The 24,136-nt window shown below is 61.9% G+C and carries 22 protein-coding genes; 12 read left to right on the forward strand and 10 right to left on the reverse strand.

Annotated elements, in window-relative coordinates:
* The first annotated feature begins 154 nt into the window (after nucleotides 1-154).
* A complete protein-coding gene (locus J3A98_RS19575; protein WP_003255232.1) occupies nucleotides 155-1,678 on the forward strand; it encodes a fumarate hydratase in 1,524 nt (507 codons plus the stop codon).
* Nucleotides 1,679-1,799: 121 nt separating this feature from the next.
* Here J3A98_RS19575 and J3A98_RS19580 read toward each other — a convergent pair whose 3' ends face one another.
* Together J3A98_RS19580 and J3A98_RS19585 are read right to left on the reverse strand one after the other, a co-directional pair.
* Entirely contained in the window at nucleotides 1,800-2,672 is an 873-nt protein-coding gene (locus tag J3A98_RS19580; RefSeq protein ID WP_209967882.1) for a carbon-nitrogen hydrolase family protein, read from the reverse strand.
* On the reverse strand, nucleotides 2,669-3,259 hold the full coding sequence (locus J3A98_RS19585) for a GNAT family N-acetyltransferase (protein WP_003255235.1): 591 nt from the start codon (nucleotides 3,257-3,259) through the stop codon (nucleotides 2,669-2,671). Before J3A98_RS19585 ends, J3A98_RS19580 begins: the two co-directional genes overlap by 4 nt.
* 115 nt (nucleotides 3,260-3,374) lie before the next feature.
* On the opposite strand from J3A98_RS19585, the gene J3A98_RS19590 reads away from it, so the two are divergent.
* Nucleotides 3,375-3,773 carry a nuclear transport factor 2 family protein gene (locus J3A98_RS19590; protein WP_176683785.1) on the forward strand — a complete coding sequence of 133 codons (399 nt, stop codon included), beginning with the start codon at nucleotides 3,375-3,377 and terminating at the stop codon, nucleotides 3,771-3,773.
* A 30-nt stretch (nucleotides 3,774-3,803) separates the two neighbouring features.
* On the opposite strand, the gene J3A98_RS19595 is transcribed toward J3A98_RS19590, so the two are convergent.
* The 7 genes from J3A98_RS19595 to J3A98_RS19625 form a co-directional block, all read right to left on the reverse strand.
* A complete protein-coding gene (locus J3A98_RS19595; RefSeq protein ID WP_021781811.1) occupies nucleotides 3,804-4,382 on the reverse strand; it encodes a DJ-1/PfpI family protein in 579 nt (192 codons plus the stop codon).
* 51 nt (nucleotides 4,383-4,433) lie between these two features.
* A complete protein-coding gene (locus tag J3A98_RS19600) occupies nucleotides 4,434-5,591 on the reverse strand; it encodes a phosphatidylserine/phosphatidylglycerophosphate/cardiolipin synthase family protein (protein ID WP_176683786.1) in 1,158 nt (385 codons plus the stop codon).
* 1 nt (nucleotide 5,592) lies between these two features.
* Nucleotides 5,593-6,174: a YceI family protein gene (locus J3A98_RS19605; protein ID WP_176683787.1), complete on the reverse strand. Its 582-nt coding sequence runs from the start codon at nucleotides 6,172-6,174 to the stop codon at nucleotides 5,593-5,595.
* Between the two features lie 44 nt (nucleotides 6,175-6,218).
* Complete coding sequence (locus J3A98_RS19610; protein ID WP_176683788.1) at nucleotides 6,219-6,515, reverse strand: amidase; 297 nt, start codon at nucleotides 6,513-6,515, stop codon at nucleotides 6,219-6,221.
* Complete coding sequence (locus J3A98_RS19615) at nucleotides 6,512-7,591, reverse strand: serine hydrolase (RefSeq protein ID WP_176683789.1); 1,080 nt, start codon at nucleotides 7,589-7,591, stop codon at nucleotides 6,512-6,514. Before J3A98_RS19615 ends, J3A98_RS19610 begins: the two co-directional genes overlap by 4 nt.
* Nucleotides 7,592-7,699: 108 nt before the next feature.
* A complete protein-coding gene (locus J3A98_RS19620) occupies nucleotides 7,700-8,260 on the reverse strand; it encodes a response regulator (RefSeq protein ID WP_003255244.1) in 561 nt (186 codons plus the stop codon).
* Nucleotides 8,260-9,516, reverse strand: coding sequence for an ATP-binding protein (locus J3A98_RS19625; protein ID WP_176683790.1), 1,257 nt, complete (start codon nucleotides 9,514-9,516; stop codon nucleotides 8,260-8,262). Before J3A98_RS19625 ends, J3A98_RS19620 begins: the two co-directional genes overlap by 1 nt.
* A 202-nt stretch (nucleotides 9,517-9,718) precedes the next feature.
* On the opposite strand from J3A98_RS19625, the gene J3A98_RS19630 reads away from it, so the two are divergent.
* From J3A98_RS19630 to J3A98_RS19670, 9 genes are all read left to right on the forward strand, one after another.
* Complete coding sequence (locus J3A98_RS19630) at nucleotides 9,719-10,435, forward strand: SIMPL domain-containing protein (protein WP_021781805.1); 717 nt, start codon at nucleotides 9,719-9,721, stop codon at nucleotides 10,433-10,435.
* 388 nt (nucleotides 10,436-10,823) lie between these two features.
* Nucleotides 10,824-12,449, forward strand: a complete 1,626-nt coding sequence (locus J3A98_RS19635) for an ABC transporter substrate-binding protein (RefSeq protein WP_209967883.1) — start codon at nucleotides 10,824-10,826, stop codon at nucleotides 12,447-12,449.
* A gap of 147 nt (nucleotides 12,450-12,596) precedes the next feature.
* A complete protein-coding gene (locus J3A98_RS19640) occupies nucleotides 12,597-14,189 on the forward strand; it encodes an ABC transporter substrate-binding protein (protein ID WP_209967885.1) in 1,593 nt (530 codons plus the stop codon).
* A gap of 228 nt (nucleotides 14,190-14,417) precedes the next feature.
* Nucleotides 14,418-15,797 carry an OprD family porin gene (locus tag J3A98_RS19645; protein WP_021781802.1) on the forward strand — a complete coding sequence of 460 codons (1,380 nt, stop codon included), beginning with the start codon at nucleotides 14,418-14,420 and terminating at the stop codon, nucleotides 15,795-15,797.
* Between the two features lie 78 nt (nucleotides 15,798-15,875).
* Entirely contained in the window at nucleotides 15,876-17,486 is a 1,611-nt protein-coding gene (locus tag J3A98_RS19650) for an ABC transporter substrate-binding protein (RefSeq protein ID WP_209967887.1), read from the forward strand.
* 91 nt (nucleotides 17,487-17,577) lie between these two features.
* A complete protein-coding gene (locus J3A98_RS19655; protein WP_209967890.1) occupies nucleotides 17,578-18,588 on the forward strand; it encodes an ABC transporter permease subunit in 1,011 nt (336 codons plus the stop codon).
* A gap of 10 nt (nucleotides 18,589-18,598) precedes the next feature.
* Entirely contained in the window at nucleotides 18,599-19,525 is a 927-nt protein-coding gene (locus J3A98_RS19660; protein ID WP_009685150.1) for an ABC transporter permease subunit, read from the forward strand.
* A gap of 10 nt (nucleotides 19,526-19,535) precedes the next feature.
* Nucleotides 19,536-20,504 carry an ABC transporter ATP-binding protein gene (locus J3A98_RS19665; RefSeq protein WP_209967892.1) on the forward strand — a complete coding sequence of 323 codons (969 nt, stop codon included), beginning with the start codon at nucleotides 19,536-19,538 and terminating at the stop codon, nucleotides 20,502-20,504.
* Nucleotides 20,504-21,472, forward strand: coding sequence for a peptide ABC transporter ATP-binding protein (locus J3A98_RS19670; RefSeq protein ID WP_028697406.1), 969 nt, complete (start codon nucleotides 20,504-20,506; stop codon nucleotides 21,470-21,472). The genes J3A98_RS19665 and J3A98_RS19670 overlap by 1 nt, the downstream gene beginning before the upstream one ends.
* A gap of 322 nt (nucleotides 21,473-21,794) precedes the next feature.
* Here the strand turns inward: J3A98_RS19670 and J3A98_RS19675 are convergent, their stop codons facing one another.
* On the reverse strand, nucleotides 21,795-22,664 hold the full coding sequence (locus J3A98_RS19675) for a DMT family transporter (protein WP_209967895.1): 870 nt from the start codon (nucleotides 22,662-22,664) through the stop codon (nucleotides 21,795-21,797).
* 619 nt (nucleotides 22,665-23,283) lie between these two features.
* On the opposite strand from J3A98_RS19675, the gene J3A98_RS19680 reads away from it, so the two are divergent.
* Entirely contained in the window at nucleotides 23,284-24,108 is an 825-nt protein-coding gene (locus J3A98_RS19680) for a nuclear transport factor 2 family protein (RefSeq protein ID WP_209967897.1), read from the forward strand.
* Nucleotides 24,109-24,136 lie beyond the last annotated feature (28 nt).

Here is a 24,136-nt window from a genome sequence, read left to right on the forward strand (position 1 = left end):
CGGCCGCAGGTGTGCCGGGCACGGATGCGCGCTATACTGCCGCGCCTTTTTCCGTCGGCCTGACCTGCCGGCGCCTTGCAAGGCGCTTCGACGTGCTGGTCGGCTATGTCGAGCGTCTTTTTGAATGTTCCCGTCTTTAAGAGGAGCGCGCTGCATGACCGTGATCAAGCAAGACGACCTGATTCAGAGCGTCGCCGACGCCCTGCAATTCATCTCGTACTACCACCCCGTCGATTTCATCCAGGCCATGCACGAGGCCTATCTGCGTGAAGAGTCGCCTGCTGCACGCGATTCCATCGCCCAGATCCTGATCAACTCGCGCATGTGCGCCACCGGCCATCGTCCAATCTGCCAGGACACCGGTATCGTCACCGTGTTCATCCGCGTGGGCATGGACGTGCGCTGGGATGGCGCCACCATGAGCGTCGACGACATGATCAACGAAGGTGTGCGTCGCGCCTACAACCTGCCTGAGAACGTCCTGCGCGCTTCGATCCTGGCCGACCCGGCCGGTGCCCGCAAGAACACCAAGGACAACACTCCGGCAGTGATCCACTACTCCATCGTCCCTGGCGACAAGGTCGAAGTGGATGTCGCAGCCAAGGGCGGTGGCTCGGAAAACAAGTCGAAGATGGCCATGCTCAACCCGTCCGACTCGATCGTCGACTGGGTACTGAAGACCGTGCCGACCATGGGTGCTGGCTGGTGCCCGCCCGGCATGCTCGGCATCGGCATCGGCGGTACCGCCGAGAAGGCCGCGGTCATGGCCAAGGAAGTGTTGATGGAGTCCATCGACATTCACGAACTGAAAGCCCGTGGCCCACAGAACCGCCTGGAAGAAATCCGCCTGGAGCTGTTCGACAAGGTCAACCAGCTGGGCATCGGCGCCCAGGGCCTGGGTGGCCTGACCACCGTGCTCGACGTCAAGATCATGGACTACCCGACCCACGCCGCGTCCTTGCCGGTGTGCATGATCCCCAACTGCGCCGCTACCCGCCACGCCCACTTCGTGCTCGATGGCACCGGCCCGGCAGAACTGGAAGCGCCGTCGCTGGACGCCTACCCGGAAATCGTCTGGGAAGCCGGCCCGAGCGCCCGTCGCGTCAACCTCGACGACATCACCCCAGAAGAAGTGGCCAGCTGGAAGCCGGGCGAAACCATCCTGCTCAACGGCAAGATGCTGACCGGCCGCGATGCCGCGCACAAGCGCATGGTTGAAATGCTCAACCGTGGCGAAGAGCTGCCGGTAGACCTGAAAGGCCGCTTCATCTACTACGTCGGCCCGGTCGACCCGGTGGGTGACGAAGTGGTAGGCCCAGCCGGCCCGACCACTGCTACCCGCATGGACAAGTTCACCCGCCAGATCCTCGAGCAGACTGGCCTGCTGGGCATGATCGGCAAGTCCGAGCGTGGCCCGACCGCCATCGAGGCGATCAAGGACAACAAGGCCGTGTACCTGATGGCCGTTGGCGGCGCTGCCTACCTGGTAGCCCAGGCCATCCGCAAATCGAAGGTACTGGCCTTCGCCGAGCTGGGCATGGAAGCGATCTACGAGTTCGAAGTCAAGGACATGCCGGTGACCGTCGCCGTGGACAGCAACGGCGAGTCGGTACACATCACTGGCCCTGCCCTGTGGCAGAGCAAGATTGCCGAAAGCCTGGCCGTCGAAGTGAAGTAACCTGATGTAACTGCGGTGGCTGCTTCGCGGGCAGGCCTGCTCCCACACGTACAGCACAAGCCAGAAGGCTACGCGTTGACCTGTAGGAGCGGACTTGCCCGCGAAGAGGCCGCCACTGTCGTCACAGGACTCTCTCGAACTGCTCCGGCCAGTCCCGCCAGGTAAACACCTGCCCTTCCTGTCTCACCCGCCGCACTTCCTCCAGATCCACCTCGCACACCAGCCACTGGCTGCAGTCCGGGCTCAACTGCTCACTCAACGCCAGCACCCCATCGCCCGGCATCCCGTGATCCGGCGGCACGAACAGGCCTGCCCGGCCGATATTCTCGTCCAATGCCGGTGACCACGGCGCCACCCCCACCGTAGGGCTCTGCAACACGGCAATCTGGTTCTCCAGGGCGCGCGCCTGGGCGCCAATACGCACCCGATGGTAACCGGCCTCGGTATCGGTACAACTCGGCGCCAGGATCAGGTCGGCACCACACTCGGCCAAGCGGCGGGCCAGCATCGGGAACTCGTTGTCGTAGCAGATCAGAATGCCCAAGCGCCCCAGTTCGGTTTCGAACACCTGCAGCCCCTGGCCTGCAGCAATGTCCCACTGCTCGCGCTCGAAGCGGGTCATCATCAGTTTGTCCTGATAACCCAGCACACCTTGGGGGCCGAACAGCCAGGCACGGTTGCGGTAGCGCCCATCGCTGTCCAGCACCGGCACACTGCCCGGTTGCAGGTAGATCCCCCAGCGCCGGGCAAGGCTCTCGCACAACGCTTTCCAGGGTTCGATCAGCGGCTGGATGCCGGCAATCGAAGCCTTCAGGTCTTCCCGCTGCCCGGCACTCAGCTGGCCGCTCAGCACCAGCCCGGCGTACTCCGGCAACAGCAGCAAGCGTGCCCCCGCCTCCACCGCTTCGGCGCACAGGCCTTGCAGGTGGTCGGCGTACGCATCCCATGTTTCATGCAGCTCGATGGCGTACTGGCAGGCCGCCAGGCGGATCATATCGGCAGTGCCTTGAGCCAGAACGACATCAGTTTGTCGGAGCTTTCCTGCTCGTCCAGGTCGCGCCAGGCGTAGGTGGTGCGCAGCGACGGGTCGTGCAGGAAGCCGCGGTTGCGCCAGAAGCCGTGCAGGGGTTTGTACTCTGCTGGCCGTCGCGGGTGTGCACCAGGCCGTTCGACCGCGCAGAACGCGCAATAATCGAACTCGGCCAGTTTGTGTGCGTAGGACTCGCGCTCGATGAAGAAGCGAACCCCCAGGCCCTGACCGCGGTATGCCGGCAACACCAGCGACTCACCGAAGTAGTACACACTGGCCGGGTCGCGCCCCTGGGCCAGGAACGGCTGCTGGAATTCGGGCGCGACGTCCACCAGCGGCAGGCCGGTAGAGGCGCCGACCACTTTGCCGTCGTCCAGCGCCAGCACAACCAGGCTGCGCCCGGAGCGGGCATAGTTGGCCAGGTAGTCGGCCTCGTACTCCGGGGTGCCGTCGTAAAGGTAGGGGAACTCGCGGAACACAGTAAGGCGCAGGCGAGCGAGGTCATCGATGTAAGGCGCGATAGCGGCACCGTGCAACAGGCGTATTTCCATGTTTGGCGGTCGTTTTGTCGATGTGGATGACGCGCTCGGCTAAGCCGGGCTTGAGGGGAAACCCTATCATCCGAGTTAGCGACCCGCCTTTTCCCTACACGACAGGAATTGTTCCATGACCGCAACCGAACTGGTAAATGCTTACTACGCCGCCTTCAACGCGGGTGACATGCCAGGCTTTCTGGCGCTGCTCAGCGAAGACGTGATCCACGACATCAACCAGGGCGAACGTCAGATGGGCAAAGCCAGGTTTGCCGCGTTCATGGAAAAGATGAACCGCTGCTACCGCGAGCGCCTGGCCGACATCGTGGTGATGCAGAACGCCGATGGCAGCCGCGCGGCGGCGGAGTTCACCGTACATGGCCAATACCTGGTCGATGACGAAGGCTTGCCGGCGGCAAACGGGCAGACCTATGTGCTGCCGGCGGGGGCGTTCTTCTATATTCACTGTGGCAAGATTGCCCGGGTGACCAACTACTACAACCTCAATGATTGGGTTGAGCAGGTTGCCTGAAGCAACCCGCTGCCAACTCAATCAAGCCTGTCAGACAATACGCGTGCCCAGCACTTGAAGGAACGCCGCCAGCCAGGCCGGGTGCGCTGGCCATGCCGGGGCGGTCACCAGGTTGCCATCCACATGCGCCTGGTCCACCGCGATGTCGATGAACGTGCCACCCGCCAGGCGCACTTCTGGCGCACATGCCGGGTAAGCGCTGCATTCACGCCCATCCAGCACCCCAGCTGCCGCCAGCAACTGGGCACCATGGCATACCGCCGCAATCGGCTTGCCGGCCTGGTCGAACGCCCGCACCAGCTCCAACACCTTTTCATCCAGGCGCAGGTATTCCGGCGCGCGACCACCCGGAATCAGCAGCGCGTCATAACTCTCGGGCCGCACCCGCACGAAGTCATAGTTCAGGGCAAAATTGTGCCCGGGCTTTTCGCTGTAGGTCTGTTCACCCTCGAAGTCATGAATCGCGGTACGCACAGTCTGCCCCGCCAGCTTTTCCGGGCACACCGCATGCACCGTGTGGCCTACCATGCTCAGGGCCTGGAACGGCACCATCGCTTCGTAATCCTCGACGTAGTCGCCCACCAGCATGAGAATTTTCTTCGCCGTCATCTTGCCCACTCCTTCGGTTAACCGTGAATAGTCACTGCACGATAGCCGCTGTCAGTCACGGCGGTCGAGGAAGTTGACCACCAAACGATCCAGCCAGCCCCAGATCCGTTGCTTGACCCTGCGCCACAAAGGGCGCGCATGCCAGTGAGCGAGATCGACTTCTTCGCTCAGGGCGAAGTCGCGCTCGAAGCTGGCCACCACCGCCGCTGTCAACGGCGGGTCCAGCGCCTCGATGTTGGCTTCAAGGTTGAAGCGCAAGTTCCAGTGGTCGAAGTTGCACGAACCGACGCTGACCCAGTCGTCCACCACAGCCATCTTCAGGTGCAGGAAGCACGGCTGGTACTCGAAAATCCGTACGCCCGCGCGTAACAGCCGCGGGTAGTAACGATGCCCGGCGTAGCGTACCGAGGGGTGATCGGTGCGCGGACCGGTCAACAACAGCCGCACGTCCAGGCCCTTGCTGGCGGCCCGACGCAACGAGCGGCGCACGCTCCAGGTCGGCAAGAAGTACGGCGTGGCCAGCCATACCCGTTTCTTGCCGCTGTTCAGTGCCCGTACCAGCGCGTGCAGGATGTCCTGGTGCTGGCGGGCGTCGGCATAAGCGACCCGGCCCATGCCCTGTCCCTGCGCAGGCACCCTGGGCAGACGCGGCAGGCCAAAGCCTTCAGCAGGGCGCCAGGCGGTGCGGCGAGTGTTGGCGTGCCACTGACGGTCGAACAGCAACTGCCAGTCGCTCACCACCGGCCCCTGCATCTGCACCATCACTTCGTGCCATTCGCTGGTCGCCTCACCCGGCTTCCAGAACTCGTCGGTAACGCCCGTCCCCCCCACCACGGCCCAACGTTCGTCCACCAGTAGCAATTTGCGATGATCACGGTACAGGTTACGCAGGCCACGCTTCCAGCGCAGGCGGTTATACCAGCGCAAGTACACGCCAGCGTCCAGCAGGCGCTGACGCAACGCACTGTTGAAGGCCAATGCACCGTAGTCATCGAACAGGCAGCGCACCCGCACGCCACGCCGGGCGGCCTGCTCCAGCGCGTCGACCACCGCCTCGGCACAGGCGCCGGCCTCGACCAGGTACAGTTCCAGGTCAACCTGGAAGTCGGCACGCATGATCGCCAGGAGCATGCGCGGAAAGAACGCGGGGCCGTCGATAAGCAGTTCGAACTGGTTGCCATCCCGCCAGGGGAAGACCGGCCCCGCCATGTCAGCGAGCAGTGAAGATCAGCACCGCGCTAACCGGCACCGACGGGTTGATGGACTTCAACCTGGCAAACTTGCGCAGGCTTTCCAGGCCCGGCATCAAGCCAAAATCTTCGGCGCGCAGCACCAGAGGCTCTAGGGTCACCACCTGGAAGCGCCGCGCATCCAGGCGGGTGGCCAGCAACAAAACATTGTAGCGGTGCGACTGGCCATGCAGGGTGACCGTCAGCGGCAGGCGCAACTCGATCTGTGCACCATCGGCCAGGTCATTGATCGGCTGCAGGTCGATCTGCGTCTTCACTGTGGCCTCGGCGAAGCGCGCGACCTCGAACAGGTTGTCGCGCATTTGCTCGTCACGCAGTGGAATACCGCTGCTCACCGAGTCCATCTCGATCCTCAAACCGGCCACACCCTTGCGGTCGACCGTACCATGCAGCACCAGAAAGCGATGCACTTCGGCGGTATTGCCATTCTTGCCGGTGATGAAGGACAGCCGTGAAGATTCGCCATCCAGGTGCCAATTGGCATGAGCGGGTAGGCACAAAGCAAGTAATAAGGCAGGCAGCAGGCGGGGCAACTTGAACATGACAGATCTCGTGAAACCAGGCCGCCAACCTTACCCGCCTGCATTCATGGCAGCAAGCGGCAGCCCTCACGGGCGCCTTGCCAGGCCGCCTGGCTACGCCGCCCCAGGCCTTCAGCGGTGACTTGCCGCTGCTGGCTGTTTTCCTCCAGCAGGCTCAGTGGCAGCCATTGTTTCACATACCCCAGGCAGTACGCCTCGTCGAAGCCCATGACAAAGCGGCAGGAACAGTATTCCTTGGCCGAGTAGGCCGGGAGGATGCCGGGGAAGTCCGCCAGCGCCTGGCGTTCCTGCCAGGCCCAGTACAGGAGCCCTGCCAGTACCAGCAGCCATAACCGCTTCATGCCCCCTCCCCGGCCAGTGCCGCCAGCACCCGTTTGAGCAGTTCGTCGTGTCGATAGCTGCTGTCGCGGTCATCGGCATAGCGCACGATCACCAGCTTTTGCTCAGGCAGCACATATAACGCCTGCCCCCAGTGGCCAAGGGCGGCGAAGGTGTCTGCCGGTGCACTGGGCCAAGGCCGTTCGGCGCCAGCCAGCGGTTGGTTGAGCCACCAGTGGCCACCAGGGTTGGCCTCGCCAGGCAGCGGCTGGGCCTGGGCAAACGGGGTGCGGTTGAAGGCTACCCAGGCTTTAGGCAGCAATTGTCGGCCCTGCCAGCGCCCGTCGCGCTGCATCAGCAGGCCGATACGGGCCAAATCGCGGGCACTGAGGTACAGATAGGAAGAGCCTACGTAGGTGCCTGCCCGGTCACGCTCCCACACCGCACTGCCGATACCCAACGGGGTGAACAGAGCGTGCCAGGGGTAGTCGGGGTACTGCCCGGCATCGAGCATGCCGCGCAGCGCTGCGGCGAGCAGGTTACTGTCGCCGCTGGAGTAGAGGAATCGCTGACCGGGGCTGGCAGCGATACCCCGCGCTGCCGTATAGGCAGCCATGTCTGCGCGGCCACGGGTATACAGCATGGCCACCACAGAGGATTTCAGCGGTGCATATTCATAGTCTTCCTGCCAGTCGAGGCCACTGGCCCAGTGCAGCAGGTCGGCCACGCGCACGCCGGGGTGGGCGCGCATAGGTGGATAGAAGCGGCTGACCGGGTCTTGCAGCTGGAAGCGGCCTTCGCCCTGGGCCACGCCCATTATCGTGGCCAGTACGCTCTTGCTTACCGACCAGGTCAGGTGCGCGGTGTCGGCACGGGTGGGCGCTGTGTAGCGCTCGTGGAGGATACGACCGTCGCGGATGACCAGCAGAGCGTCGGTGCGGATGCCGTTGCGCTCTGAGGGAGAGCGTGCGGGAAAGGCGTAAGCGTCGACGGCCCGCCAGTCAAGGGAGGCAGGGTCGTTCTGCCACTGCGGGTCAGGCCAGTCCTCAGCCTTGACGCTACCTGCAATCATCGCAAGGAGGACCAACAGTACCTTCATCGTGCTCGCCCTGATTGGGGCTGCCTTGCAGCCCTTCGCGGGCAAGCCCGCTCTCACAGTTGCAGGAGCGGATGCCCCCGCGAACAGGCCAACATCATCAATAGAGCATCAGCGCCGAACCGGCCGCTTCTGCAACTTGCGCTGCAGCGTCCGCCGGTGCATGCCCAGCGCCCGTGCGGTCGCCGAGATGTTGCCTTCATGCTCGTTCAGCACGCGCTGGATGTGCTCCCACTGCAGGCGATCGACCGACATCGGGTTTTCCGGCACCAGGGTATCCAGGTCGGTGTGCTCCGACAGCAGCGCTGCCAACACGTCATCGGCGTCAGCCGGCTTGCACAGGTAGTTGCAGGCACCGCGCTTGACTGCCTCTACTGCGGTGGCAATGCTCGAGTAACCGGTCAGGATCACCACGCGCATTTCCGGGTCCAGTTCCAGCAACTTGGGCAGCAGCACCAGGCCGGAGTCGCCATCCATCTTCAGGTCCAGCGTGGCGTAGTCCGGCAGGTCCTGCTGGGCCAGGATCAAGCCTTCTTCGGCAGAACTGGCAGTGCTCACACGGAAACCGCGACGGCTCATGGCCCGGGCCATGACCCGGGTGAAGGTGGCATCATCATCCACCAGCAGCAGGTGCGGCAGCTCTTCGCTTTCGACCTGGTTTTCTTCGCTCATCATTCATCTCCTCGCTTGCCATAGGGCAGGCGCAGTTCGGTCAGGGTGCCACCCTGTTCATGACTATAGAGTTTCACCGAGCCGCCCGCACGGGTCACGCTGGCCTTGCTCAAGAACAGGCCCAGGCCGAAGCCTTTGCCCTTGGTGGTAATAAAAGGTTTGCCAATGGCTTCGGCAATGGCCGGCGGTACACCAGGGCCATGGTCGTGGATACTGATGACAATGTCTTGGGCGTCCCAGTCCAGGCGCACCTCCAGATCATCGGGGCAGGCATCGGCGGCATTGTTCAACAGGTTCAGTAGCGCCTGGGTCAGGTCTGGCGGCGGTGCCAGGCGCGGCACTTTGCCGTCGCGCAGGCGCTGGAAGCGGTAGCTGGCTTCCGGGCGCATCAGGTGCCAGCGGTTGAGCGCCTCGTCCAGCCACGCAGTCACATCCTGCTCCACGATGGCCAGGCGTCGGTTGGCTTCGGCTGCGCGTACCAACTGTTGCAAGGTCTCTTTGCACAGCTTTACCTGGTCCTGGAGGATCTGCAGGTCCTCCTGCAACAGCGGATCGGTGTGGTCCTGGCGCATTTCGTTGATCAGCACACTCATGGTCGCCAGCGGTGTGCCCAGCTCATGGGCGGCACCGGCGGCCTGGGTAGCCACAGCCAGCAGTTGCTCGTCGCGCAGGCTTTCTTCACGCCGTTCTGAACGCAGTTGCTCCTGGCGGCGCAGCTCTTCGGCCATGCGCGCAGCAAAGAAGGTGATCACTGCGGCAGCCAAGGCAATGCTCAGCCACATGCCGTAGACCTGCATCTTGTCCCGCGCCATTGGCAGCCCTTCGAGCGGGTAGAACTGCACCAGCAGCAGGCTGTAGGCCGTCAGCGCAATACCCGACAGGATCAGCGAATACAGCCACGGCAAGGTCACCGCAGCGATCGCCAGCGGCACCAGGTAATACGACACGAACGGGTTGGTCGAGCCGCCGGAGTAATACAGCAAGGCGCTATGGATCAGCAGGTCACAGGCCAGCTGCAGGGCGTATTCCATTTCGGTGACGGGCAGCGACAGGCGCAGGCGCAGGGCCGTGAAGGCACACAGCAGCGAAGACAGGGCCAAGGTTCCGGCCAGCGACAGCCAGGGCAACGGCAGCAGTTCGGTCCAGTAGGCAACGCCCACCGAGCCGGCCTGGGCAGCCAGGACCAGGACCCGAATAAGGGTGAGGCGCCAGAGGTTCTGGCGGGTAGCGGACAACGGTTGTACGGCGGCGAGCATGAGCTCTCCTGATGAGTGCTCCAGAAAAATCGGCTGGAGTATACCGAAGCCGGGCGCCTCGCTGCAGCGATGCGGCAAAGCGCCACACTTTGTCACAGGTTCATGATGGCACTTTTGAACCCACTACACTGTTGCCGGTCCGATGGGCCATGCGTGGAATGGAAGTCCAGCCCCCACGCCTTTCAATGCCAAGGAGTATCACATGCAAATCCCACGTCGCGGCGCCGCCCTGATCATGTCTTGCGGCCTGCTCGCCAGCCTGCCGGCACTGGCCGCCGATGAACCACGTTTCAACCAGGTGTCGCTGCGGGCCGAAGTCAGCAAGGAAGTGGCGCGCGACCTGATGGTCGTGACCCTGTACAGCGAAGCGCAGAACAGCGACCCGGGCAAGCTCGCCAAGCAGATCACCGAAACCATGAACAAGGCCGTGCAGCAGTCGCGCCAGGTCAAGGACGTGAAGATCAGCCAGGGCAGCCGCAACAGCTACCCGGTGTACGACAGCAAGGGCCAGAAGATCACCGGCTGGCGCGAACGCGCCGAGCTGCGCCTGGAAAGCGCCAACTTCCCGGCCTTGTCCCAGCTTACCGCCGATCTGTTGCAAGAGCTGAAAATGGGCGGCATGGACTTCTCCATCGCCCCGGCCACGCGCAAGGCCAGCGAGGATGCACTGCTCAAGGATGCGGTCGATGCCTTCAAGGCACGCGCGCAACTGGCCACCGAAGCGCTGGGCGGCAAAGGCTACAAAGTGGTCAGCCTGAACCTCAACAGCAGCGGCTACCCGCGTCCGTACTTGCGTAGCGCGCCGATGGCGATGAAGGCCATGGGGGCTGATGAAGCAGCACCGGCGCCAGATATCGAGGCGGGCACCAGTGAAGTGAGCATGAATGCCGATGGCCTGATCGAAGTGCAGATGCCATAAGGCGTCCACGCATCATCTGTGGGAGCGAGCGGGCTCGCGAACAAGACACTGCGGTGGATGGCACGGGCTTCGCCCGTGTTCGCGGGTAAACCCGCTCCTACAGGTGACCGCATCAATTTCACGATTTTCGGAAGTTTCCTACGCACCACATAGGTGCCTTCCTACATTCCTGCCCGTCCGAAACATCGCGCAAAACGCCATCATTCTGCCTACGCAAACGTTTAACTTCGCCAAAAGTTATATCGATGCGACATCCATGTACGGACGTTCCACTTTTCTGGCGCCAACTATCCTCCTACCTGTTGCATTGGGAACAGCCCCTGCATAAGTATCCGCAGGTCGGCTCACGAGGCCACCTCATCCAAAAAATGACAACAATGAGGCCACCATGCTCAAACACGCAGTCATTCCGTTCCTGCTGGGTGCAGGCTTGCTCAGCGGCGCACCGTCGGCCGTTGCCGCATCCAACCTGGTGTTCTGCTCCGAAGGCAGCCCGGCCGGCTTCGATCCGGGGCAGTACACCACCGGGACCGACTTCGACGCCTCGGCAGAGACCGTGTTCAACCGCCTGACCCAGTTCGAGCGCGGCGGCACTGCGGTCATCCCGGGCCTGGCGACCCAATGGGAAGTGTCCGACGACGGCAAGACCTATACCTTCCACCTGCGCGAAGGGGTCAAGTTCCACACCACCGACTACTTCAAGCCCAGCCGCCCGTTCAACGCCGACGACGTGCTGTTCACCTTCAACCGCATGCTCGACAAGGACAACCCGTTCCGCAAGGCGTACCCCACCGAGTTTCCATACTTCACCGACATGGGCATGGACAAGAACATTGCCAAGGTGGAGAAACTTGACGAGCACACGGTGAAGTTCACCCTCAACGAGGTTGACGCCGCGTTCATCCAGAACCTGGCCATGAGTTTTGCCTCGATCCAGTCCGCCGAATACGCCGACCAGCTGCTCAAGAACGGCAAGGCCGCCGACATCAACCAGAAGCCGATCGGCACCGGCCCGTTCGTGTTCAGCAAGTACCAGAAGGACGCGCAGATCCGCTTCAAGGGCAACAAGGACTACTGGAAGCCCGAGGACGTGAAGATCGACAACCTGATCTTTGCCATCACCACCGACGCCTCGGTGCGCATGCAGAAGCTTAAAAAGAACGAGTGCCAGGTCACCCTGTTCCCACGCCCGGCCGACATCGAGCCGCTAAAAGCCGACAAGAACCTGCAAATGCCGCAGCAGGCCGGTTTCAACCTCGGTTATATCGCCTACAACGTGATGGACAAGATCAAGGGCAGCAACGAGGCCAACCCCATGGCCCAGCTGAAAGTCCGGCAGGCGCTGGACATGGCCGTGGACAAGAAAAAGATCATCGAGTCGGTGTACCAGGGCGCCGGCCAGTTGGCGGTCAACGCCATGCCGCCCACGCAGTGGTCCTATGACGACAGCATCAAGGACGCCGCCTTCGACCCCGAGAAAGCCAAGCAACTGCTCAAGGAAGCCGGCATCAAGGAAGGCACCGAAATCACCCTGTGGGCCATGCCCGTGCAACGCCCGTACAACCCCAATGCCAAACTGATGGCCGAAATGCTCCAGTCCGACTGGGCCAAGATCGGTATCAAGGCGAAGATCGTCAGTTATGAATGGGGCGAGTACATCAAGCGCTCCAAAGGTGGCGAACAGGGTGCCATGCTGATTGGCTGGAGCGGTGACAATGGTGACCCGGACAACTGGCTGGGTACCCTCTACGGTTGCGATGCCGTCGATGGCAACAACTTCTCCAAGTGGTGCTACAAGCCCTACGACGACCTGATCAAGCAGGCCAAGGCCACGTCCGACCAGGCCAAGCGCACCGAGCTGTACCAGAAGGCGCAGCATATCCTCAAGGAGCAGGTACCGATCACCCCGATCGCCCACTCCACTGTCTACCAGCCCATGAGCGCCAAGGTGAAGGACTTCAAGATCAGCCCGTTCGCGCTGAATTCCTTCTACGGCGTCAGCGTGGACAAATAGGCTGACCGAGGCACCCGCTGAGCGGCGGGTGCCCCTCCCTCCTTGCCACCCTTTCATGTCGTCCTGCGGCTATCCGCTGCGGGGTCGGCTAACTGTTGCCGCCATTCGCACCCCAAGGCGGCGCAAACAGATGAAAAAGGAATTGCCATGCGCCACGTCAAACGCCTCTCGACCCTTCTGGCCCTGGGCCTGATCAGCCAATCCCCGGCCCTTTTGGCCAACAATCTGGTGTTCTGCTCCGAGGGCAGCCCATCTGGCTTCGACACCGCCCAGTACACCAGCGCCACCGACAACGACGCCGCCGAACCCATCTACAACCGCCTGGTCGAGTTCGAACGTGGCGGTACCGCCGTGCACCCGGCCCTGGCGACCCGCTGGGAGGTGTCCGACGACGGCCTGCGCTACACCTTCCACCTGCGTGAAGGGGTCAAGTTCCACAGCAACAAGGCCTTCAGCCCGAGCCGCACGTTCAACGCCGACGATGTGCTGTTCACCTTCAACCGCATGCTCGACAAGGGTCATCGGTTCCGTCAGGCCTACCCTACCGAGTTCCCCTATTTCATCGGCATGGGCCTGGACAAGAACATCGCCCGTATCGAGAAGATCGACCCGATGACCGTGGTGTTCACCCTGAACACGGTCGATGCCGCGTTCATCCAGAACCTGGCCATGAGCTTCGCCTCCATCCTCTCCGCTGAATACGCCGAGCAGTTACTGGCCAGTGGACGCCCCAGCGACATCAATCAGCAGCCTATCGGTACCGGGCCGTTCGTGTTCCAGCGCTACCAGAAGGATTCGCAGATCCGCTACAAGGGCAACAAGGACTATTGGGCAGCGAACGAAGTGAAGATCGACAACCTGGTGTTCTCGATCAATACCGACCCCTCGGTGCGCATCCAGAAGCTGCGCCGCAACGAATGCCAGGTCACCCTGCACCCGCGCCCGGCCGACCTGCCGGCGCTCAAGGCCGACAGCACGCTGCAGGTGCTCCAGCAACCAGGCTTCAACCTCGGCTACATCGCCTACAACACCCAGCACCCGCCATTCGACCGCCTGGAAGTGCGCCAGGCAATGGACATGGCGGTTAACAAGAAAGCCATCATCCAGGCGGTTTATCAGGACGCCGGTCAACTGGCGGTCAATGCCATGCCACCGACCCAGTGGTCCTATGACGACAGCATCAAGGACGCCCCGTACGCGCCGGAAAAGGCCAGACAGCTGCTGCAACAGGCGGGTGTCAAACCTGGCACCGAGATCACCCTGTGGGCCATGCCGGTGCAGCGCCCGTACAACCCCAATGCCAAGCTGATGGCCGAAATGCTCCAAGCCGACTGGAGCAAACTCGGGTTCAAGGTGCGCATCGTCAGCTACGAATGGGGCGAATACCTCAAACGCATGAAAAACGGTGAGCACGACGTCGCCCTGATCGGCTGGACCGGTGACAACGGCGACCCGGACAACTGGCTGGGCACCCTATACAGCTGCGATGCCATCGGCAGCAACAACTACTCGCAGTGGTGCGACCCGCAGTACGACAGCCTGGTCAAGCAGGGCAAGCAGGTGACCGACCGTACCCAGCGCACCGCCCTCTACCAGCAGGCCCAGCAGCGGCTCAAGCAGCAGGTACCGATTACCCCGGTGGCGCATTCCACAGTGAACCAGCCGCTTAGCGTCAAGGTTTCCCAGTTCAAGGTCAGCCCGTTTGGGCGCAATGATTTTTCCGGTGTGAGTGTTGATTAAGCGTTAGCCAGTACCGGCCTCTTCGCGGGCAAGCCCGCTCCCACAGGATCTCAACAGGTTCGGACACTGCGCCCTACCAGTGGGAGCGGGCTTGCCCGCGAAGAGGCCAGTACGGCCAACACAACGTCCCGATTCTGCCCGGTGATCCCGCGGCAACCCTGGCAACACAGCAGCAATCACCCGGCCCACAAGGCCGGCCATAACTAGAAAAGAAAGGGAGCTTTAACCTTGAAAGTATTCACCTTGACCGCACTGGCGTTATCCATCAGTGCCTTTTCCACTGTGGCCCAGGCAGATCCGCAGAGCCAGGACTACCTCCCGCTCACCCTCAAAAGCACCAGCGAGCAAGCGCAAGCCAGCGGCTTCATCGACGGCCAAAGCCTGTCCGGCAGCACCCGCAACTGGTATGCCCGCGAACGCGCCGCACGCGCGCCGCTGTGGAAGTACTACAAGAACGACGGCACCCGCCACGACACCCACAGCCGTGAAAACTGGGTACAGGGCACCATCCTCAACTACAGCTCCGGCTTCACCCAGGGCACCGTGGGCTTCGCCGTCGAGGCCGCCGGCTACAACGCCATCGCCCTGCAGCAGAGCCGCGAAGCCATTGCCGGCCCCAACAACCGCACCCTCACCCACAGCGATGGCGACCCCATCGGCCAGTGGAGCAAACTGGGCCTGGGCAATATCAAGGCGCGTGTGTCCAACACCACCCTTACCCTCGGCCGCCAGTCGGTAGACACGCCGATGATCGCCTACATCGGCAACCGCGCCCTGCCCTCGAGCTTCCAGGGCGCGTTTCTGCACAGTGCTGAATTCGACAACCTCAGCATCGACCTGGGTACCTTCGACCGCGTCTCGCCACGTACCGAACAGAGCCTCAGCAAGTTCCGCAGCGAGTACAGCGCCACCGGCGTGGAAACCGACCGTGCCAGCACCGCCGGTATCAACTACCAGCCGTTCAAGAGCCTGAGTACCAGCCTGTACGCCACCAAGGTCGACGACTTCTGGAACCAGTACTACTTCGGCGCCAACCATGTGCTCGGCGACAGCGCAGTGCTCAGCCTGAGCACCGGCCTGAACTACTACAAGACCGTCGACGCCGGCAGCCAGAAAATGGGCAAGATCGACAACGATACCTACAGCCTGTCACTGGGCCTGACCCATCAGGCCCACACCCTCAGCGCCTCCTGGCAGCAGGTCAACGGCAACGAGTACTTTGACTACCTGCACGAAACCAACGGCATCTTCCTGGCCAACTCGCTGCTGTCGGACTTCAACGGCCCCAACGAGAAATCGCTGCAGATTTCCTATGTGCTGAACATGGCGCCCTATGGCGTGCCTGGCCTGAAGTTCAACCTGTACAACGCCCGCGGCTGGGGTATCGACGGCACCCACTACCGTGGCACTGCCTACGACGTGAATGGCCTGGATGGCGAAACCCACTATGAGTGGGGTATCGGCACCAGCTATGCGCTGCAGAGCGGGCCGCTGAAAGACACCAGCATCCGTGCCACCTACACCACCCATCGCGCCAGCAAGGCACAGGGCGATGGCAGCCTGGATGAGTTCCGCGTGGTCACCACCATTCCGTTCAACATCCTTTGAGCGCTGGCGCCACGGCCGGATTCGCTGCCGGCCGTGGCAGCTACGCTGGAATCAATGCCCGCAGGGAGACTTCAACCTATGCAGACAGCTTTCAGAAAAATGCCAGCGCTGCGCCTTACCCTGGCCGCGCTGATACTGGGCAGTGCCACGCATCTGGCCGCCAAGCCGCTGGTGGTGTGTACCGAAGCCAGCCCGGAAGGGTTCGACGTTGTTCAGTACACCACTGGGGTCACCTTCGATGCCTCGTCCGAAACCCTGTTCAATCGCCTGGTCGACTTCAAGCCCGGCACCACCGAGATCCAGCCAGCCCTGGCCGAGCGCTGGGACATTTCATCCGACGGCCTGACCTACACGTTTCACCTGCGCCAGGGGGTGAAGTTCCACAGTACCGAGTACTTCACCCCTACCCGTGAATTCAACGCCGACGATGTGCTGTGGAGCCTGCGCCGCCAGCTCGACCCCGCCCACCCATGGCACGACAAGACCAGCGTCGGCTACCCGTATTTCGAAAGCATGGCCTTCAGGCAGCTGCTCAAGTCGGTGGACAAAACCGACGACCACACGGTGGTGATCACCCTCTCCCGCCCGGAAGCGCCGTTCCTGCGGGACATGGCGATGGGGTTCACCTCGATCTACTCCGCCGAATACGGCGACCAGTTGCTCAAGGCCGGCAAGACCGCAGAGCTGAACAGCAAGCCGATCGGCACCGGCCCGTTCATCTTCCAGCGCTACAACAAGGATGCGCAGGTCCGCTTCAAACCTAACCCGGATTACTTTCGCGGCAAGCCGCCAGCCGACGCCCTGATATTCGCCATCGCTACCGATAGCAACGTGCGCCTGCAGAAACTGCGCGCCAACGAGTGCCAGGTGGCGTTGTACCCCAAACCTGAGGACGTGCCGTCGATAAAAGCCGACGCCAACCTCAAGGTCGCAGAGACCGAAGCGTTGGTCACCGGTTATATCGCCATGAATACCCAGCACAAATACCTCAACGACGTGCGCGTACGTAAAGCCATCAACATGGCCTTCGACCGCCAGACCCATGTTGACCAACTGTTTGGCAAAGGCAACGCACTGGTGGGTGTAAACCCTTACCCACCCACCATGATCGGCTACAACACCCACAACCAGAACCCACCGCGCGACCTCGACAAAGCCCGCGCCCTGCTCAGGCAGGCCGGTGTACCCGAGGGCACGGTAATCACCCTGTTCACCCGCAACGGCGGCGGCATGACCAACCCCAACCCGCGCCTGTCCGCCGAAATGCTGCAAGCCGACCTCAAGCAGATCGGCCTGAAGCTGGATATCCGCGTAATGGAATGGGCCGAGATGCTACGCCGCGCCAAGCAGGGCGAAGCCGACCTGGTGTCAACCGGCTGGGCAGGCGACAACGGCGACCCGGACAATTTCCTTGGCCCGCTGCTCAGTTGCGAGGCGGCCAAGAACGGTGAGAACTACGCGCGCTGGTGCAACTCGAAATTCCAGGAGCTGATCACCCGTGCCCGCGAGGTGATCGACAACGACGAGCGCGCAAGGCTCTATAGCGAGGCATTGAAAGTGTACGATGACGACCAACCCTGGATCAGCATGGCCCACCCCAAGGTGTTCACGGCCATGCGTGACAACGTGGAGGGCTACGTGATCAGCCCTCTGACCAACAATAACTTCGCCACGACCAAGGTGAAGTAGAACAACAACGACCGCCGGCACCCCACACGGGGACCGGCGGCACTGCCGTAGCGGGCTGATCGCCCCACGGCCTGATGAGGTAACCCCGACAATGTTGAGTTTTATTGCCCGGCGCCTTGGCCTGCTGATACCGACCTTTTTCGGCATCACCTTGCTGACCTTCGCGCTCATACGCCTGATCCCCGGCGACCCGGTGGAAGTGATGATGGGCGAGCGCAGGGTCGACCCCGAAATGCATGCCCAGGCCATGGAACGCCTGGGCCTGAACAAGCCACTGCCGGTCCAGTACCTGGACTACGTCGGCAAACTTGCCCAGGGTGACCTTGGCGAATCGCTGCGCACCCGCGAGAGCGTGTGGCGCGAGTTCCTCACCCTGTTCCCGGCCACCCTTGAACTGGCCTTCGCCGCCCTGCTGTTCGCCGGCATCGTCGGCCTGCTGGCCGGGGTAATCGCTGCACTCAAGCGCGGTTCGTTGTTCGACCACGGTGTCATGGGCATATCACTGGCCGGCTACTCGATGCCGATTTTCTGGTGGGGCCTGATCCTGATCATGTTCTTCTCGGTAAGCCTGGGCTGGACCCCGGTATCCGGGCGCATCAACCTGCTCTACGACATCGAGCCGAAAACCGGCTTCATGCTCATCGATACCCTGCTCAGCGATGAAGAGGGCGCATTCAAGGACGCAGTGATGCACCTGATCCTGCCGGCCATCGTGCTCGGTACCATCCCGTTGGCAGTGATCGCCCGCATGACCCGCTCGTCGATGCTCGAAGTGCTGCGTGAGGACTACATCCGCACCGCCCGCGCCAAAGGCCTGTCGCCGGTCCGTGTGGTGTTCGTGCACGGCCTGCGCAATGCGCTGATCCCGGTGCTGACCGTGTTCGGCCTGCAGGTCGGCACGCTGCTGGCCGGTGCAGTGCTGACCGAAACCATCTTTTCCTGGCCGGGCATCGGCAAATGGCTGATCGAAGCCATCGGTGCCCGTGACTACCCCGTGGTCCAGAACGGCATCCTGTTGATCGCCTGCCTGGTGATTCTGGTCAACTTCGTCGTGGACATCCTCTACGGCCTGGCCAACCCACGCATCCGTCATCAGCGCTGAGGCCCTTGCCATGACTAGCCCGATTCCAAAATCCGTGTCGCCGGCCAGCCCGGTGGACCAGAGCCTGCTTTACCCCTCCCCGTACAAAGAATTCTGGCAAGCCTTCGCGCGCAACAAGGGCGCGGTAATGGGCCTGGCCTTCATGTGCCTGGTAGTGTTCTGCGCACTGTTCGCGCCTTGGGTCGCCCCACATGACCCGAGCGAGCAGTACCGCGACTTCCTGCTGACCCCGCCGGTGTGGCTGGAAGGCGGCACCTGGCAGTTCATCCTGGGCACCGACGAACTGGGCCGTGATCTGCTTTCGCGGCTGATTCAAGGTGCACGGCTGTCGCTGCTGATCGGCCTGTCGTCAGTGGTGATGTCACTGATCCCGGGCATTCTCCTTGGGCTGCTGGCCGGCTTTTTCCCGCAGTTGCTCGGCCCGTCGATCATGCGCCTGATGGACGTGATGCTGGCCTTGCCGTCGCTGTTGCTGGCCGTGGCCATCGTCGCCATCCTCGGCCCTGGCCTGATCAACACCGTGATCGCCATCGCCATCGTCTCGCTGCCCTCTTATGTGCGCCTGACCCGCGCCGCCGTGATGGGTGAACTCAACCGCGACTACGTCACCGCCGCACGCCTGGCCGGTGCCGGCCTGCCACGGCTGATGTTCGTCACCGTACTGCCCAACTGCATGGCCCCGCTGATCGTGCAGGCCACCCTCAGCTTCTCCTCGGCCATCCTCGACGCCGCCGCACTGGGTTTCCTTGGCCTCGGCGTACAGCCGCCAACCCCCGAGTGGGGCACCATGCTGGCTTCGGCCCGAGACTACATCGAGCGCGCCTGGTGGGTAGTGAGCCTGCCTGGCCTGACCATTCTGCTCAGTGTGCTGGCAATCAACCTGATGGGCGACGGCCTGCGCGATGCGCTGGACCCGAAACTCAAGAACGCCGCCTGAGGAGAACGCCATGTCACTGTTGCAGATCAACAACCTGAACGTGCGCTTCGGCGACGCCAATGCAGTACCGGTGGTAGACGGCCTGGACCTGAAAGTGGACGCTGGCGAGATCCTGGCCATCGTCGGCGAGTCCGGCTCGGGCAAGTCGGTGACCATGATGGCCCTGATGGGCCTGATCGACGCACCCGGGCGCATCACCGCCGACTCACTGACCTTCGACGGCACCGATATGCTCAAGCTCAGCGGCCGCCAGCGGCGCAAGGTGGTGGGCAAGGACATCGCCATGGTCTTCCAGGACCCGATGACCGCGCTCAACCCCAGCTACACCGTGGGCTTCCAGATCGAGGAAGTGCTGCGCCAGCACTTGGGCCTTAAGGGCAAGGCTGCCCGCCAGCGTGCTCTGGAGCTCTTGAAGAAGGTTGAGATTCCGGCCGCCGAAAGCCGCCTGGACGCTTACCCGCACCAGCTGTCAGGCGGCATGAGCCAACGTGTGGCGATTGCCATGGCCATTGCCGGCGAGCCCAAGCTGCTGATCGCCGACGAACCGACCACGGCCCTCGACGTGACCATCCAGGCACAGATCATGGAACTGCTGGTCAACCTGCAGAAGGAGCGCAACATGGCGCTCATCCTGATCACCCACGACCTCGCCGTGGTTGCCGAAACCGCCAGGCGAGTGTGCGTGATGTACGCCGGCCAAGCCGTGGAAGTCGGCCAGGTGCCAGAACTGTTCGATGTGCCCGCCCACCCTTACAGCGAAGCCCTGCTCGCCGCGATTCCCGAGCACAGCATTGGCGCCGAGCGCCTGGCCACACTGCCTGGCATCGTCCCCGGCCGCTACGACCGCCCCGTCGGCTGCCTGCTGTCACCACGCTGCCCCTATGTACAGGACAATTGCCGGCGCCAGCGCCCGCCCCTCGACCCACAGGCCTACAGCCTGGTGCGTTGCTTCTACCCGCTGAATCAGGAGGTGGCGTGATGGCCGTCGTACTTACCGCACGGGAGCTGACCCGGCATTACGAAGTGTCCCGCGGGCTGTTCAAGGGCCACGCGCTGGTACGCGCGCTCAATGGCGTGTCGTTCGAACTGGAGGCCGGCAAGACCCTGGCCGTGGTCGGTGAGTCCGGCTGTGGCAAGTCGACCCTGGCCCGCGCCCTGACCCTGATCGAAGAGCCTTCGTCCGGCTCGCTGCAAATTGCCGGCACCGAGGTGAAGGGCGCCAGCAAGGCAGAGCGCAAACAACTGCGCCGCGATGTGCAGATGGTGTTCCAGAGCCCCTACGCCTCGCTCAACCCACGGCAGAAGATCGGCGACCAACTGGCCGAACCGCTGCTGATCAACACCTCGCTGAGCAAGGCCGAGCGCCGCGACAAGGTGCAGAAGATGATGGAGCAGGTCGGCCTGCGCCCCGAGCACTATCAGCGCTACCCGCACATGTTTTCCGGCGGTCAGCGCCAGCGCATTGCCCTGGCACGGGCGATGATGCTGCAGCCGAAAGTGCTGGTGGCGGACGAGCCAACCTCGGCGCTGGACGTGTCGATTCAGGCGCAGGTGCTGAACTTGTTCATGGATCTGCAGAAGGAGTTCAACACCGCCTACGTGTTCATCTCGCACAACCTGGCGGTGGTACGGCATGTGGCGGATCAGGTACTGGTGATGTACCTGGGGCGGCCGGCGGAGATGGGGCCGAAGGAGGACATCTACGCGAAGCCGCTGCACCCGTATACCCAGGCGTTGCTGTCGGCGACACCGGCGATTCATCCAGACCCGTTGAAGCCGAAGATTCGCATCGCCGGAGAGCTGCCCAACCCGCTGAACCCGCCGGATGGTTGTGCGTTCCACAAACGCTGCCCGCATGCGACCGAGCGGTGTGCCAAGGAGGTGCCGGCGCTGAGGCAGGTGAGCACACGGCAGGTTGCCTGCCACTATGCGGAGCAGTTTCTTTAACTGTTAGAAAACTGGGCAGCCCTCAATGCGAAAAACAGCAGTTTGCTGCGCTGCCCAGTCACGCTTCCTGACCACCGCTCACTTAGCAGGGCTAATAATGGAGGACTGAGCATGCGTTCCAGCGCCGAGCATCTGAGGATGCGGCGGGAGGAGCGCAGCTGAAGTGCCAAGGCTTTTTGATTGTGGAGCTGAATCCATTTGTGGACGAGGATAGATTTGACAGTCCATTAATATGATGACTCATATCTACAGGCCCACAGCGAAGAAATACGCCATTGGCACATTCCCCCAAAAATCTACAATTTATATACCGAAGAAAATGTCACCCATACAGGTGCAGAAGCAAAGCCCCTGACAACACTAGGCTAACACCACCGATCTGGATAACTGATAGCCGCTCGCGAAAAAAGAAGTACCCCAGGATCGCGGCGATACCACCCGATAACGTGCTGATGACGGTGACAACGGACACCGAGCCATTTAGAGCCCCCCAAGAAAACGCAGAAAACCCTCCCAAGTTGAAAAGACTGGCCCCGCACAGTGAGCCATAGGTCTTCAGCATTATTGTCGTATGGTCCCGCAGGAACCTGACGGCTTCACGGATCAAGAACATGACCCCCACCGCATACCCTAGCGCCAGCATGTTCACCGGCCCCAGCGCCGGCAAGGTAAACTTCCCCTGAATCCAGAAGCTGATGCCGTAAAGCATGGCCGCCAACAAAGCAAACCACACAGACATCACACTGGTAACCTTACGATCGAAACCACCACCATTATCGCTGCGGCAGGCCAACAGCACGCCGAAAAAGCAGACAAGGATACCGACCACCTCCCAAGCGGAGAGGGCGTCACCACCCAGCCATGCCAACAGCGTTGTAAAAACACCATACGAAGTGACCAGGGGCGCCACGATTGCTGTCTTGCCAATAGCGAAAGCTTTTGAAAGCGCCAGCGCTCCTACTACGGTGCATAGAGAGGCGACGATTCCTAACCCTATCGTGAGCCAGGGCGCAGAAGTAAATTTTTGCCACTGATCGGCTGAAGTGGCAATAATGATTGCCATCAATAAAAGCCCTAGCAACTGACCGAAAAATACCGCCCGCTTTACTCCAACCGCTCTTGCGTTCACGCCGACCAAGAAGTCGGTGCACCCCCAGAACACCGCAGCCAGCAACCCCATGAATACGTCCATAGTAACGACCATTAATTATGAATTATTCCTGAACCCCCAGACAGTAATCGGGAAAACAGCAGAAATCAAACACCTATTTTTGACTAACCTCTACAGACCAACGTATTTCTGCACGTCCACCAGCCTAGCAACATAGTTAACGGCTTAGTTAGTACTGTGCAGACAACGGCAAGTGCCAAGAGAATACTGTAGGAACTTTCAGACAACACCCCACCTGGACTCCCCACACTAAATATCACTAATTCAACGAGACCTTTGGTGTTCATCAGAACACCAACCTCTATTGAATTTACTGATCTCAAGCCCGACACCGGGCCCTGTCTTGCACATGCCTTTTGTAGCGAAGAGTTGTAGCAAAAGGGCCGCAAAGAGCGGCCCCCAAAATCTCAATGCATAAAGAACCAGATCAGAATGATCACCGGAATCGGCACCCCAATCATCCAAAGCAGTATCGAGCGCATGGCCTTTCTCCTTGTTCGATGGTGACAAGAAAGGTGCAGCCGCCATGCCAGTTGTATCAAAAAACTACATTCATAAAAATCAGAGACTTACCCTCCAAGCCGCCTGAGCAAACCGTGCAATATGCAGGATCCACGCCCTTGCACCTGGGTGTTCTGCAATGCACTATCCACCCATGATCGCCACCACCCTCCCCGACGGCCCCGAGCAAACCCCGCTTACCGCCGAAATCGTGCTGCGCTACCACCTCTGCTGGAAGCATCGCGACCTCGACGGTGTCATGGCGCTCTACCACCCCGATATCCAGTACCACGACTTCTTTCAGAACCGCGTGCTCGGCCATCAGGAACTGCGCGACTACGTACGCGCCTGCCTGCCCCATGAAGCGGGCGAGGACATCGTCCACAGCGACCGCATCCGCGTCGATGGCTGCACCGCATTCATCCAGTATCAGGTCACGGTCCAGGGCGGTGACGGCCTGGTTGCGTTCCAGTCCAGCGAGGCGATCACCGTCATGGACGGGCTGATCTGGCGGGTCAACGAATACGCCACGCTGGTCCGCCAGAACGGCACAGGCCACGCCAACAGCGGCCCGCGCCCCGCCACCAGCCGCCTGGGCCTGTCGCCCCGGCAGTTGTCGACCATGGCCCAGGACCTGGAGCACTACTTCCAGCGTCAACGCCCCTACCTCGACCCGGAGCTCGACCTGCAACAGGTCGCCGACGCCAGCGGCTACAGCCGCAACCAGATTTCCTACCTGCTCAACCAGGTGCTGGGGCAAAGCTTCTACCGTTACGTCAACCAGGCACGCCTGCAGCACCTGATGGCCAGCCTCGGCGATGATAGCGTCGAGGCGACGATCGACGAGCTGGCCTTCAGTGCCGGCTTCAACTCGCTGTCGGCGTTCTACAAGTGCTTCCGTGAGCACACCGGGCTAACGCCCAAGGCCTACCTGAAGCAAATTTCCCTGCGTGCACGCACGTAAGACAGCTGCCCGCTGACACCACTACGAT

Origin of the sequence: Pseudomonas sp. BP6 (assembly GCF_017875935.1) — a bacterium.
Classification (GTDB): domain Bacteria; phylum Pseudomonadota; class Gammaproteobacteria; order Pseudomonadales; family Pseudomonadaceae; genus Aquipseudomonas; species Aquipseudomonas putida_Y.

Excerpts from the sequence above, each read along its gene's own strand:
- J3A98_RS19575 (WP_003255232.1), top strand. The coding sequence starts at position 155 with ATGACCGTGATCAAGCAAGACGACCTGATTCAGAGCGTCGCCGACGCC.
- J3A98_RS19580 (WP_209967882.1), bottom strand. The coding sequence starts at position 2,672 with ATGATCCGCCTGGCGGCCTGCCAGTACGCCATCGAGCTGCATGAAACA.
- J3A98_RS19585 (WP_003255235.1), bottom strand. The coding sequence starts at position 3,259 with ATGGAAATACGCCTGTTGCACGGTGCCGCTATCGCGCCTTACATCGAT.
- J3A98_RS19590 (WP_176683785.1), top strand. The coding sequence starts at position 3,375 with ATGACCGCAACCGAACTGGTAAATGCTTACTACGCCGCCTTCAACGCG.
- J3A98_RS19595 (WP_021781811.1), bottom strand. The coding sequence starts at position 4,382 with ATGACGGCGAAGAAAATTCTCATGCTGGTGGGCGACTACGTCGAGGAT.
- J3A98_RS19600 (WP_176683786.1), bottom strand. The coding sequence starts at position 5,591 with ATGGCGGGGCCGGTCTTCCCCTGGCGGGATGGCAACCAGTTCGAACTG.
- J3A98_RS19605 (WP_176683787.1), bottom strand. The coding sequence starts at position 6,174 with ATGTTCAAGTTGCCCCGCCTGCTGCCTGCCTTATTACTTGCTTTGTGC.
- J3A98_RS19610 (WP_176683788.1), bottom strand. The coding sequence starts at position 6,515 with ATGAAGCGGTTATGGCTGCTGGTACTGGCAGGGCTCCTGTACTGGGCC.
- J3A98_RS19615 (WP_176683789.1), bottom strand. The coding sequence starts at position 7,591 with ATGAAGGTACTGTTGGTCCTCCTTGCGATGATTGCAGGTAGCGTCAAG.
- J3A98_RS19620 (WP_003255244.1), bottom strand. The coding sequence starts at position 8,260 with ATGAGCGAAGAAAACCAGGTCGAAAGCGAAGAGCTGCCGCACCTGCTG.
- J3A98_RS19625 (WP_176683790.1), bottom strand. The coding sequence starts at position 9,516 with ATGCTCGCCGCCGTACAACCGTTGTCCGCTACCCGCCAGAACCTCTGG.
- J3A98_RS19630 (WP_021781805.1), top strand. The coding sequence starts at position 9,719 with ATGCAAATCCCACGTCGCGGCGCCGCCCTGATCATGTCTTGCGGCCTG.
- J3A98_RS19635 (WP_209967883.1), top strand. The coding sequence starts at position 10,824 with ATGCTCAAACACGCAGTCATTCCGTTCCTGCTGGGTGCAGGCTTGCTC.
- J3A98_RS19640 (WP_209967885.1), top strand. The coding sequence starts at position 12,597 with ATGCGCCACGTCAAACGCCTCTCGACCCTTCTGGCCCTGGGCCTGATC.
- J3A98_RS19650 (WP_209967887.1), top strand. The coding sequence starts at position 15,876 with ATGCAGACAGCTTTCAGAAAAATGCCAGCGCTGCGCCTTACCCTGGCC.
- J3A98_RS19655 (WP_209967890.1), top strand. The coding sequence starts at position 17,578 with ATGTTGAGTTTTATTGCCCGGCGCCTTGGCCTGCTGATACCGACCTTT.
- J3A98_RS19660 (WP_009685150.1), top strand. The coding sequence starts at position 18,599 with ATGACTAGCCCGATTCCAAAATCCGTGTCGCCGGCCAGCCCGGTGGAC.
- J3A98_RS19665 (WP_209967892.1), top strand. The coding sequence starts at position 19,536 with ATGTCACTGTTGCAGATCAACAACCTGAACGTGCGCTTCGGCGACGCC.
- J3A98_RS19670 (WP_028697406.1), top strand. The coding sequence starts at position 20,504 with ATGGCCGTCGTACTTACCGCACGGGAGCTGACCCGGCATTACGAAGTG.
- J3A98_RS19675 (WP_209967895.1), bottom strand. The coding sequence starts at position 22,664 with ATGGACGTATTCATGGGGTTGCTGGCTGCGGTGTTCTGGGGGTGCACC.
- J3A98_RS19680 (WP_209967897.1), top strand. The coding sequence starts at position 23,284 with ATGCACTATCCACCCATGATCGCCACCACCCTCCCCGACGGCCCCGAG.